This window comes from Mesorhizobium sp. M0047 (assembly GCF_040323315.1).
Taxonomy (GTDB): domain Bacteria; phylum Pseudomonadota; class Alphaproteobacteria; order Rhizobiales; family Rhizobiaceae; genus Mesorhizobium.
The window spans coordinates 102742-114461 of record NZ_JAMYUW010000010.1; the positions used below are offsets into that span (position 1 = coordinate 102742).

The following is an 11720-nucleotide window of genomic DNA, read 5'->3' on the forward strand; positions in this document are numbered from 1 at the left end:
CATGTCGAAAGCCCAGACCGCCGCTCAAGACACGGAAGCTCGCCGAGAATCGCACCTGTTCTATTTGTCGAGCCTGCGCCGGCCACTGATCGACCGCGCCGAAGGCATCTACATGTGGACGCAGGACGGCCGCCGCTTCATCGACGGATCGAGCGGCCCGATGGTCGCCAATATCGGCCATTCCAACCGCAATGTGCTCGACGCCATGAAGCGGCAGATGGACCGCGCTACCTTTGCCTATCGGCTGCATTTCGAGAACGAGCCGGCGGAAGAGTTGGCGCGGGAACTCGCCGGCAAGCTGCCGGAAGGTATGGACCGTATCTTCTTCGTCTCGGGTGGCTCGGAAGCAACCGAATCCTGCATCAAGCTGGCGCGGCAATGGGCCGTCGCCACCGGCCAGGCCAGCCGCTGGAAGGTGATCACCCGCTTTCCCTCCTATCACGGCGGCACTTTGGGCTCACTGTCGATCACCGGCGACGATGCGCTGGCCGAAACGTTCGAGCCGATGATGCGGGTGATGCCGACCGTGCCGGCGCCGAACGCCTGGCGCGACCGCGACAACCTTTCGATGGAACAGCGCGGCATCCGTTATGCCGACATGCTGGAGGAGAAGATCCTTGCGGAAGGCCCAGACAGCGTGGTCGCCTTCATCATGGAGCCGATCGGTGGTGCTGCGACCTCAGCCCTGGTGGCGCCGGACAGCTATTATCCGCTCATCCGCGAGATCTGCGACCGCTACGGCATCCTGCTCATCCATGATGAAGTGATGAGCGGCGCCGGCCGCACCGGCAAATTCCTCGGCGGCGATCACTGGAACTGCAAGCCCGACATTGTCGCGCTGTCCAAGGGACTTGGCTCGGGCTATGCGCCGCTTGGCGCATTGGCCGCACCGATGCGGCTGGTGCAGCCGCTGCTTGCCTCCGGCGGCTTCCAGCACGGCCATACCTATGCCGGCAACCCGCTGGCCTGCGCCGCCGGCCTGGCTGTCCTTGGTGAAATGGACCGGCTCGACCTGATCGCCAACGCGGCTGCCATGGGCGACGTGCTGATGGATGGGCTGAAGGCGCTGGCCAAGCGGTTTCCGTTCATCGCCGACGTGCGCGGCAAGGGCCTGCTCACCGGCGCCCAGATGGTCGCCGATCCTGAGACCCTGAGGCCGATCGACCAGACCAAGAAGGCCACGCAGCGGCTGCTCGACCTCGCCTATGAACGCGGGCTGATCATCTATGGCCGCAGGGTCAAGGGCGGCGTCGACGGCGACAATTTCATGGTCGCGCCGCCGATGATCGTCACTAGCCAGCAGGTCGGCGAGATCGTCTCCATCATCGGCGACTCGCTGGAGGTTTTGGCCTCCGAGCTCGACCTGCCGATCGAAGGCCAGGGGTAAAAGAATGGCACCGCGCAAAGTCATCATCACCTGCGCCGTCACCGGCTCGGTGCACACGCCGTCGATGTCGCCCTATCTGCCGGTGACACCGGACCAGATCGCCGCCGACGCGATCGCGGCGGCCGAGGCCGGCGCCTCTATCCTGCATCTGCACGCCCGTGACCCCAGGGATGGCCGCCCGACCGCCGATCCGGATGTCTACATGCAGTTCCTGCCGCGCATCAAGCAGGCGACCGATGCGGTGATCAACATCACCACCGGCGGCTCGTCGTTAATGACCTTGGACCAGCGGCTGGCTGCACCGCTGCGGGCCGAGCCCGAAATGTGCTCGCTCAACATGGGCTCGATGAATTTCGCGCTGTTTCCGATGCTCGACAAGCCACGGGAATGGCAGCACGAATGGGAGCCACAGCTGCTCGAAGCGACGCGGGACACAATCTTCAAGAACACCTTCGCCGATATGGATGGCGTACTTGAGAGGCTGGGCAAGGGCTGTGGCACGCGCTTCGAATTCGAATGCTACGATGTCGGCCATCTCTACTCGCTGGCGCATTTCCGCGACCGCGGGCTGGTGTCGGGACCGCTGTTCATCCAGTTCGTGCTGGGCATTCTGGGCGGCATCGGCGCCGATCCCGACAATCTCGTCCATATGAAGCGGATCGCCGACAAATTGTTCGGCGACAGCTACCAGTTCTCAGTGCTGGCCGCCGGCCGTCAGCAGATGCCGCTGATCTCGATCGCAGCAGCCATGGGCGGCAATGTCCGTGTCGGCCTGGAAGACAGTCTCTATGACGGCCGTCAGCTGGCGAAGTCCAATGCCGATCAAGTGCGCCGCATCCGTGGCATTCTCGATGGGCTGTCGCTGGAGGTCGCCACCCCCGCCGAAGCGCGCGACATGCTGGCGCTGAAGGGTGGCGACCGGGTGGCGTTTTGAGATGTAATTGAGATGGTAGCGTCCAGTCCCGCCCCCCTCTGTCCTGCCGGACATCTCCCCCTCAAGGGGGGAGATTGGCTGTCACAACGGCTTTCGCAAATCTCCAGCGTCAGGGGATGGGCGGCAAGGCCAAAGCTGCCAATCTCCCCCCTTGAGGGGGAGATGTCCGGCAGGACAGAGGGGGGCGCCTGGGCGCCGGACCTCCAATGACTGCCTCGCCCAAAATCGCCCTCCGCCCTGGCCGGATCGACGACGTCGAAACCATCCACGCATCGATCCTGAAACTTGGGACCCACATCGGGGCACCGGAAGAGATCATCTCCACCGCCGACGATCTCCGCCGCTATGGCTTTGGCGAAAAACCCGCCTTTTCGACCCTGATCGCCGAAGTCGGCGGCGAGTTCGCCGGTCTCTGCCTATATTTCCCGATCTTTTCGACCTGGATGGGGCGGCCTGGTGTCTATGTGCAGGACCTCTATGTCGAGGACCGTTTTCGCGGCCGCAAGATCGGCGAGCGGCTGCTGCGGCACGTTGCGGCGCAGTGCCGGAAAGACGGCGGCGCCTATCTCCGTTTGTCCGTCGACACCGACAATGAGGGTGCCAAGTCCTTTTATGAAAGGCTTGGCATCGCCTGGTCGAGCTACGAGCAGACGCAGAAGATCACCGGCGAGGCCTTTTTCGCCTTCGCCGATGCGACCGAAAATGGGGAGCAGGAATGAAAACTTTCTATGCCGAGGAACAGAAGCGCCACGACCCCAAGGCCTTTCTTTCGAGCGGTGCGGCGCAGCCCAATCCGGAACAGCCGGAACGCGTCGAGAGGTTATTAGCCGGCGCAAAAGCAGCCGGTTGCGAGATCGTGCGACCGCGCAATCACGGGCTCGGACCGGTCGCAGCGGTGCACACACCGGAATATCTGCATTTCCTCGAACATATCTACGCTCGCTGGCAGCGCATCGAGGGCGCGTCGGTTGAGGTGATCCCCAACATCCACCCGATCGCGCGCAGCGGCTCCTATCCGGCTTCGGCGGTCGGCCAGGCCGGCTACCACATGGCCGATACGGCTTGCCCGATCTCCGGCGAGACATGGCAGAGCGCGCTGTGGAGCGCCTGGAGCGCAGTCGAAGCCGCCGAGGCGGTGATGTCAGGCGCATCAGCCGCCTACGCGCTGTGCCGCCCGCCCGGCCACCATGCCTTTGCCGATGTCGCCGGCGGCTTCTGTTTCATCAACAACTCGGCCGTCGCCGCGCAGGTTTTACGCAGGACGGCTTCGCGCGTCGCAATCCTCGATGTCGACCTGCACCACGGCAACGGCACGCAAGGCATCTTCTATGCACGGCCCGATGTTCTCACCGTCTCGCTGCATGCCGATCCGGTGCGCTTCTATCCGTTCTTCTGGGGCCACGCCGACGAGCGCGGCGAAGGGGCTGGCCTTGGCTACAATTTCAACCTGCCGCTGCCGCGCAAATCCACTGATGCGGCGTTTCTCCAAGCGCTTGAGGTGGCATTCCAGCGCGTCCGTGCCTTTTCGCCCGACGCGCTGGTCGTGGCACTCGGCCTCGACGCGTTCGAGGGCGACCCGTTCGGCGGACTTTCTGTGACGACACCGGGCTTCGCGCGCATCGGCGAGGCCATTGCCAAGCTCGGCCTATCAACGGTGATCGTCCAGGAGGGCGGTTATCTCTGCGACGAACTCGGCGACAATCTCACCGCATTCCTCACCGGCTTCGGCAGCAAGTCGCGGTGATCTCACCCTGACCACGCGTCAGGGTCGCTGCTGCCTGAGCATGGCGATGACCCGATGTACGCTCTCCAGCGTCTCTTCGATTTCGGCCGCCGTATTGTAGTGGGCAATGCCGATGCGCACGACACCTTGCTCAGCCGGAATGCCGAGTTGGTGGACGATCTCCCAGGCGTAGTTGTGGCCAGACCACAGGAAGATATTTTCGGCGTTCATCTGTCGCACGATCGTCTCCGGCACGATGCCGTGGACGGTGAAGGAGACGGTCGGCACGCGCTCGCCAATCCGCTTCGGATCGGTGATGCCGTGGATGGTCAGACCCTCGATATCGGACAGACCTTCGATCAAGCGTTGCGCCAGCGGGTTTTCGTAGGCGATCGACAGATCGAACGCCTTGGCAATCTTCTGCCTTCGCGATCCACCCTCGCCCGATGCCGCGCCAAGATCGGCAAAGTAGTCAATCGCAGCCGTGAGACCGGCCATCAGTTCGATCTGCGGCGTGCCGAGTTCGAACCGCTCCGGCAGGCCATTCGACGAGCAGCGGCATTTGTAAGGTTTCAGGCCATCGATGACGTCGCGCTGCCCCCACAAAATGCCCATATGCGGACCGAAGAACTTGTAGGCCGAGCAGATCAGGAAATCGCAGCCAAGCTCCTGCACGTCGATCAGGCCATGCGGCGCGAACTGGACGGCGTCGACATAGACCAGCGCACCGGTCTGTTTCGCAATGGCGGTCAGCGCCTTCACGCGATTGATGGAACCGGTCAGGTTGCTGGCATAGTTCAAGGCGACCAATCGCGTCTTGTCTGAAAGCAGGCCAGCCAGCGTCGCCTCTTCGACCTGCCAGCTCGTTTCGTCGAACGGCAGCCAGCGCACGACGAGCCCGAGATCCTCGGCCAGTTGCAGCCAGGGCGAGACGTTGCCCTCGTGGTCCATACGGGTGAGGATGATCTCGTCGCCGGGCTGCATCGCGCGGCCGAGCGTGCGCGATATGTGATAGGTCAGCGTCGTCATGTTGGCGCCGATGATGATTTCCTCGGGGCTCGCCGCACCGAGGAAATCGGCCATCGCCTGATGCGCCTCGTCGACGACAGTTTGCGCGGCAATCGTCGTTTCGAAATAGCCGCCAAGGTTGGCGTTGGTGGCCAAGAGACAGCGCGACACGGCATCCGCTACTGCCTGTGGCACCTGCGTGCCGGCAGGATTGTCGAGATAGATGCGGCGACGGCCCTTGTCGGTCAGGGACAACGCCGGAAATCGTTCGCGGACCAGCTCTATCGGAAAATTCATTGTCGCCCCGCTCCCTTGGAATTATCGAGTATTCGGCCACGTCCAATCCCGTTCAGGGACAGGGATTGCCGACCCGCTGATGGATCGCATCCACCGCCTTCTGCATCTCTTCGGTCCAGACGATTTCCACGGAAGATAGCGCCATGTCGAGCTGCGAAAGGGTCGTGGCGCCGACGATGTTGGAGGTGACGAAGGGCCGGCTTGAGACATAGGCATTGGCAAACAATGCCGGCTCCAGGCCAAAGGAGCGCGCCAGCTCATTGTATTCGAGCTGCACTTGCGCCGCGTTGGGCGTCTCATAGCGCTGGCCACGATTGAACAGCTGCGAGCGCGACCCCTGCGGGCGCGCGCCATGATCGTATTTGCCGGTCAGATAACCTTGCGCCAGCGGCGAATAGGGAAGCAACGATACCTGCTCGCGTTCGCAGACCTCGGCGAGGTTCACCTCGAAAGTGCGGTTGACGAGATTGTAGGCGTTCTGGATCGACGCAACGCGCGGGCCGATCCCTTTGTCAGCCTCGGCAAGGAAACGCATCACGCCCCAGGAACTCTCGTTCGACAGGCCGAAATGGCGGATCTTTCCCGCCTTCACCAGATCGTCGAACACGGCAAGCGTCTCGGCGATCGGTGTTTCGTCGGCCGGTGCGCCGACAGAATCGGCGCGCGGCGATACAGCACCGATGCGTGTCGGATTGGCGCCCCAAGGGATGTCCCGTTCCGGCCAATGGATCTGGTAGAGGTCGATGTAGTCGGTGCCGAGCTTGGCCAGCGATTTTTCGATGGCGTCAAAGATATCGGCGCGCACCAGTCGCGACGGCCTGTCGCCGCGAAACCACCGGTTGGCCGTGCGACCGACGACTTTGGAGGCAAGGATCACCTTATCGCGGTTGCGGTTGGCCTTCATCCAGCTGCCGATGATCTTTTCGGTCCACCCTTGCGTCTCCGCCTTGGGCGGGATCGGGTAAAGTTCGGCGGTGTCGATGAAATTGACGCCGCGCGAGAAGGCCAGGTCCATCTGCGCATGGCCTTCGGCCTCGGTGTTCTGCTGGCCCCAGGTCATGGAGCCCAGGCAGATCTGGGTAACAAGAAGGTTGGTCCGACCGAGACGGCGTTTGTGCATGGAAATCTGCTCCGGAGGAAAATGGTGCGGCAGCGCGGGGAGGAAGTCCCATCCTACGGAAACCAGAGGCGCTCTCCAAGCCTCGCCAGACCGACTTTTGCGTGAGCCAGCGGCGTTCAGCGGCGAGCGGCGGCCACCGCGCGCCGCTTGGCCTCGTCGATCAGCATGTTGGCGACCTGCATGCGGATCATGGCGCGCTGGCGCAGATGCGGCGCGACACGGTCCGGATGATTGGCAAAGGCAAAACTGCGGCGCATACGGCTGAAATCGGCGATTTGCTTGGGCTGGTTGAGACCAAGTTCGACGGAGATGGATTCCGGATCGATCGGCGGCAGCTCCTCCTCGGGCTTTGGCTCTTCGCCTGCCAGAGCCAGCTTCGCATGATCGAGCAAGGCGGCGAATTCGGACGCCAGATCGGCGCCGGCCTCGCGATATTCGGCGGCGGAAACTTTTATGCGGCCGGAATGAAGTTCATCGGCCACCGAGAGATAATCGAACGGGATGGATGGACGGGCGCCGGCATCGTCGATCCCAACTCCGTCGCCCTTGTCGGAGGCAACGAAGAGGTCGTCGAGCAACGAAGCGAAATCACGCTTGGCGCCAGTGCCGATGTCTGCCTCCCCTTGCCCAACTGTGCAAGCTTCAGAGCATATAACCGGCTCGTTAAAATTGCATGCCGTCGATCTTAACGAATTTAGCCGTTGCGCGGCTGCGCCGCTTCAACTCCTCAACCCCAGAATGAAAAGCCGGACCGCACTTTCATGCGGTCCGGAATTCGCCAGGAGTGGCGAGGAAAAACCGGCCATGTAGCCAGCATTCGAGGCTACGATGCGCGTCTGCCAAAAGTTTCGGTCGGTTCAGGAAATGGCGAAAAAAATCGCCAAGACATGGCAGGCATGCAAATGCTGCACTGCACAATCGTCGCGATTCAGCTATACTGGTGGCCGTGGAGGACCAATTAGGGGCTTGAATCATGAGTTTCTTCACTGAAATGTTCGCCCGGCCGCGGCCGCAGGAGCATCTGAGATACCGTTCGGCGCTCGCACTGCTCGATGCGATGAGCAATGCCGACCGCGCCGACATCGGTATCAAGCCGGCCGATTTCCCCCGCATCGCCCGCGAAATGTCCGTTCGCTAAACGTATCGAGCCGCGAGATGTCCCGGATCAGTCCGGGACTTCTCGAAGACATCGATCCGTTAGCGCGATCCCAGGAACGTCGCCTTGCCCAGCGGCACGCCGTTGTGGCGAAGGATGTCGTAGGCGGTGGTGAGGTGGAAATAGAAGTTGGGCATGGCCACATGCAGCAGATACTGCAGGCCCGGCATCGAGCTTTCGCGTCCGCCAAGCTTCAATTCGATTATCTTGTCGTCCGAGCCGTCGAACTCGGCCGCCGAAAATGTCGCCAGTAGGTCCAGGGTCTTCGCGATGCGCGCCTGGACATCGGCGAAACTCGCCTCGTTGTCCTCGTATCTGGGCACCTCGCGCCCGGCGAGCCGTGACGGCGCGCCCTTGGCATGGTCGGTGGCGATCTGCACCTGCCGGGTCAAAGCATACATGTCGGGCGCCAACCGCGACGTCAAAAACACCTGCGGGTCGATCTTGCGGTCAATCGCATTCTGTTCGGCGGCCGCAAGCACATTGGAAAGTGCTTTCAGCCTGGCCGAAAACACAGGCACGGATGCCTCATACATCGATATCGCCACGTCAAATCTCCTATCCGGCCGAACGCCGGCGGATGCGACGTAACGCCTTCGCGTACGATTCTTCAAGACCGCCGAACCAGCGTCACCACGTTGCCGCAATCGCCATGGAATCTCCCATCGAGCGGAGATACCCGATGAGACGCGCCCTTTTCGCAGCGACTGCCTTTCTCGCCCTTGCCCCGATCGGCCTGCCGGTCCTGGCCGCCGAAGATACCCCCGAAACGCCCTATGTCGATGATCGGTCGAGCGCCGATGCGGTTGTCCGCTCGCTCTACAGCGCCATCAACCGGCATGAATTCGCCCGCGCCTGGGGCTATTTCGGAGATACGAAGCCGGCTAAGGATTTCGACAGTTTCGTCAAGGGCTATGACGGCACCGACAAAGTCGAGGTCGAGACCGGGGCCGTTTCGAACGAGGGCGCCGCCGGCAGCATTTTCTACAACGTCCCCGTCGCCATCCGCGCCACCGACAAGAGCGGCGGCGAGAAGGTCTTTGCCGGCTGCTATACGCTGCGCCAGGTGAATGCCCAAATCCAGGCCGCGCCGCCCTTCGATCCGATCCACATCGAAAAAGGCGCGCTTAAGCCTTCCACCGCCGATTTCGAAGAGGCATTGCCGCCAAGTTGCGGCGACGGGCCGCCGTCGCCGAAGAAGGACACAGCACTGGAACAGGCCAAGAAGGCCTTTCTGGCGACGTATGGCGACCAATGCGACAAGCAGTTCCTGGCCGACGAGCCAGAGGTCTTTTCGATCAAGTACAAGGACAAGAATGCGCAGCCCGGCGATCCTGACAAGGAAACACGGCTGTTTCATTTTTCGTGTTCGGCCGCCGCTTACAATGAAAATTCGGTCTACTACATGACCGACGAGCTTTCGGCGGTGCAGCAATTGCAGTTCGCCGAACCGGAGACCGATATCCGCTACGAGAACAACGACAGTGAAGGCAAGCTGTTGAGCGTGACCGTGGTCGGCTTCCACACCACGGGATGGGCCACCAATTCCGACTATGACCCGGACGCCCATACGATCACCACTTTCAACAAATGGCGCGGCATCGGCGATGCCTCCGACTCCGGCACGTATTTGTTCCGCAACGGTGATTTTTCGCTGGTCCAGTACGACGTCGATGCATCCTACGACGGCGAGGAAAATCCGCAGACGGTTGTCGACTACAACACCGCGCCGTAGGGAAGACTCGATCAAGAACGCCGCGTTCGACCCGTCCTCCGCATTCACCTTCTCGTTTCGGGCCGCGAACGCATCGGCCGAAAGAAGGCGCGAATGTCCTGGACCAGAAGATTCGGTTCCTCCAGCGCAGCGAAATGGCCGCCGCGCGGCATCGGCGTCCATCGCTGCACGTCGAAAACCCTCGCCACCCAGGAGCGCGGCGGCATTGGCAACTCGCGGGGGAAAAGCGCTACCCCAAGAGGCGGCGAAACGCGTTCCTGCGCCTTGAACGCAAGAGGGGAGAGCCGATTCTCCTTGTAGAGCCGCAAGGATGAGGTGAGCGCATTGGTGAACCAGTAGAGAGAAACGTCCGTAAGGAGCGCGTCCATGCCAAAGGCGCGTTCCACGTCACCGTCGCAATCGCTCCAGGAACGGAACTTCTCGATCATCCAGGCTGCGAGGCCGATCGGCGAGTCAGTCAGCGCATAAGCGAGCGTCTGAGGCTTCGTGCCCTGCAGATAGGCATAGGCACCCTCTGTTGCCGCCCAAGCCGCAGCCTTGTCCAGAAAGGCCTGTTCCTCAACGGTGACAGGCGGCTGATCTGCACCCAAGGGTGGCCGATAGCTCCCGGGAATGTAATTAACGTGGACGCCAAGCACGTTTTCAGGAAGGAGCCGTGCCATCCAGGCGGAGACGCCCGCGCCGATGTCGCCGCCCTGGCAAGCGAAGCGCTCATAGCCGAGCCCGCACATCAACTGCACCCATAGCTCCGCGATGCGCCCGGAGTGGAAGCCGGGTGCCGTCGGCGCCTGCGAGAAGCCGTATCCGGGCAACGAGGGAACCACGACGTGGAAAGCGTCGGCCGGGTCACCACCATGGGCGGATGGATCCGTCAGCAATGGAATGATGTGTTCCATTTCGATGAAGGAACCGGGCCAGCCATGCGTGATGATCAGCGGCAGCGGCGCCGGTCCGGTGCCTAGCTGGTGGACAAAATGGACATCCAGATTGTTCACCCTAGCCAGATATTGCGGCAGCCGGTTCAGCCGCGCCTCTTGCGCTCTCCAGTCGAAGCGATCTCGCCAGTAATCCGCAAGGCGCTCCATGAACGGCAGGTCGGCCCCGTCGTTCCAGCCTGTCTCGATTAGCGGAGTTGGCCATCGCGTTGCGTGAAGACGGTCCTGGAGATCCTCAAGTTGTTCGTTCGGAATCTGGATATTGAAGGGACGAGTGTCCATCGCCGTGCTTCCGAGTTGTTGGATCATGTCAGTCTACACCGGCAAGTGGATATCGGCCGAGCCATGATCGCCAAACCCACTGCACTTTGGCCGATATGCATCAAGGCGCCTTCGACAGCATCCAGTTGAGCGTGCCGCGCCAGTCGGTCATGCGGATCGGGGTGCCATGGGTGCCGGTCTCGAAACGGACGAAGCGGGTCGGATAGGCTTTCGATCTGGCGACGATCGAGCGGAAGAACGCTTCCTGCTTTTCCACGGGGAAAACCACGTCATTGCTGCCCTGGCCGAAGAAGACCGGGACGTGACGCTTGAAGGCGGGGCTTGCCAGGAAACTCTCGTCCCATAGCGAGCCGAGCAGCAGCAGCCCGTTGATGCGCCGGCCGGTATCGTTGCGGGCGGCAAGCTTCCAGCACAGGGCGCCGCCCATCGAGCCACAGGCGACGAAGATCTTCGCGGCTGGCGATTGTTCCGCATAGTGATTGATCAGGGCCGCCACCTGCGCGGCGCCGGTGTCACCGAAATCGGAAAAATCCGGGCTGAGGTAAAGGCCGCCATTGCCGGCCATCAGGTTCTTCAGCCGGTTGAAATTGCCGCCGAAGGTGAAGTCGTCGACGCCTTGCTTGCGGCTGCCGCCCTGCCCGTGCAGATAAAGCACGATGATGCCGGCGCCCTCGGTCTTGCCGACGGCAATATGCCTGACATCGCCGGCATCGGTCTTCAAGAGCAGATCCTGCTGCACCTTGCGAACGCCGGTGTCGGTGTATTGGGCGTTCACCCGGCGCTCCGGCACCTGGTCACGCTGGTTGATGTCGCGCATCTCGCGATAGTCCAGAACCATGTAGGCCCCGTTGGTGTCGGACGACAGCGTGGCCGGATAGGCGAAGAGGTCGTCTTTGAAGGGTTTTAGAGATAATGTGTCGGCGTGCGCGGAAGCAGAAAACAAGAAAAGCATTGCTGTGAGGAACGCGCGGCACGCCCCCCTCTGGCCTGCCGGCCATCTCCCCCTCAAGGGGGGAGATTGGATGCGCTTTCGGTTTTCGCCAATTTCCAAGGCCGCAGGATGGACGCCTCCATCGAAACTGCCGATCTCCCCCCTTGAGGGGGAGATGGCCGGCAGGCCAGAGGGGGGTAAAAGCGCCAACA

General features: G+C 62.1%; 12 protein-coding genes. 6 read left to right on the plus strand and 6 right to left on the minus strand.

What is annotated here, in order from left to right:
• The first annotated feature begins 1 nt into the window (after position 1).
• The 4 genes from NKJ89_RS12130 to NKJ89_RS12145 all read left to right on the plus strand — a co-directional run bounded on the left by NKJ89_RS12130 (position 2) and on the right by NKJ89_RS12145 (position 4065).
• The gene (locus tag NKJ89_RS12130) at positions 2–1387 is read left to right on the plus strand and encodes an aminotransferase family protein (RefSeq protein WP_352602611.1); all 1386 of its coding nucleotides are present in this window, start codon (positions 2–4) and stop codon (positions 1385–1387) included.
• A 4-nt stretch (positions 1388–1391) separates the two neighbouring features.
• Positions 1392–2321 carry a 3,5-dioxohexanoate:acetyl-CoA acetone transferase gene (kce, locus tag NKJ89_RS12135; protein ID WP_352602613.1) on the plus strand — a complete coding sequence of 310 codons (930 nt, stop codon included), beginning with the start codon at positions 1392–1394 and terminating at the stop codon, positions 2319–2321.
• A gap of 206 nt (positions 2322–2527) precedes the next feature.
• On the plus strand, positions 2528–3040 hold the full coding sequence (locus NKJ89_RS12140; protein ID WP_352602615.1) for a GNAT family N-acetyltransferase: 513 nt from the start codon (positions 2528–2530) through the stop codon (positions 3038–3040).
• The gene (locus NKJ89_RS12145) at positions 3037–4065 is read left to right on the plus strand and encodes a histone deacetylase family protein (RefSeq protein WP_352602617.1); all 1029 of its coding nucleotides are present in this window, start codon (positions 3037–3039) and stop codon (positions 4063–4065) included. Before NKJ89_RS12140 ends, NKJ89_RS12145 begins: the two co-directional genes overlap by 4 nt.
• A gap of 18 nt (positions 4066–4083) precedes the next feature.
• On the opposite strand, the gene NKJ89_RS12150 is transcribed toward NKJ89_RS12145, so the two are convergent.
• From NKJ89_RS12150 to NKJ89_RS12160, 3 genes are all read right to left on the minus strand, one after another.
• Positions 4084–5349 carry a cysteine desulfurase-like protein gene (locus NKJ89_RS12150; protein ID WP_352602619.1) on the minus strand — a complete coding sequence of 422 codons (1266 nt, stop codon included), beginning with the start codon at positions 5347–5349 and terminating at the stop codon, positions 4084–4086.
• 52 nt (positions 5350–5401) lie between these two features.
• Positions 5402–6469, minus strand: a complete 1068-nt coding sequence (locus NKJ89_RS12155; RefSeq protein WP_352602621.1) for an aldo/keto reductase — start codon at positions 6467–6469, stop codon at positions 5402–5404.
• A gap of 116 nt (positions 6470–6585) precedes the next feature.
• Entirely contained in the window at positions 6586–7047 is a 462-nt protein-coding gene (locus tag NKJ89_RS12160; RefSeq protein WP_352602623.1) for a hypothetical protein, read from the minus strand.
• A gap of 395 nt (positions 7048–7442) precedes the next feature.
• On the opposite strand from NKJ89_RS12160, the gene NKJ89_RS12165 reads away from it, so the two are divergent.
• Positions 7443–7607: a DUF1127 domain-containing protein gene (locus tag NKJ89_RS12165; RefSeq protein ID WP_023759496.1), complete on the plus strand. Its 165-nt coding sequence runs from the start codon at positions 7443–7445 to the stop codon at positions 7605–7607.
• A gap of 59 nt (positions 7608–7666) precedes the next feature.
• Here the strand turns inward: NKJ89_RS12165 and NKJ89_RS12170 are convergent, their stop codons facing one another.
• Positions 7667–8173 carry a DUF1993 domain-containing protein gene (locus tag NKJ89_RS12170; protein WP_352602625.1) on the minus strand — a complete coding sequence of 169 codons (507 nt, stop codon included), beginning with the start codon at positions 8171–8173 and terminating at the stop codon, positions 7667–7669.
• 134 nt (positions 8174–8307) lie between these two features.
• On the opposite strand from NKJ89_RS12170, the gene NKJ89_RS12175 reads away from it, so the two are divergent.
• Positions 8308–9360 (plus strand): DUF1176 domain-containing protein, encoded by a 1053-nt coding sequence (locus NKJ89_RS12175; protein WP_352602627.1) that lies wholly within the window; start codon positions 8308–8310, stop codon positions 9358–9360.
• A 44-nt stretch (positions 9361–9404) separates the two neighbouring features.
• On the opposite strand, the gene NKJ89_RS12180 is transcribed toward NKJ89_RS12175, so the two are convergent.
• Positions 9405–10577, minus strand: a complete 1173-nt coding sequence (locus NKJ89_RS12180; protein WP_352602629.1) for an epoxide hydrolase family protein — start codon at positions 10575–10577, stop codon at positions 9405–9407.
• 100 nt (positions 10578–10677) lie between these two features.
• Positions 10678–11529: an alpha/beta hydrolase family protein gene (locus NKJ89_RS12185; RefSeq protein ID WP_352602631.1), complete on the minus strand. Its 852-nt coding sequence runs from the start codon at positions 11527–11529 to the stop codon at positions 10678–10680.
• Positions 11530–11720: the final 191 nt, after the last annotated feature.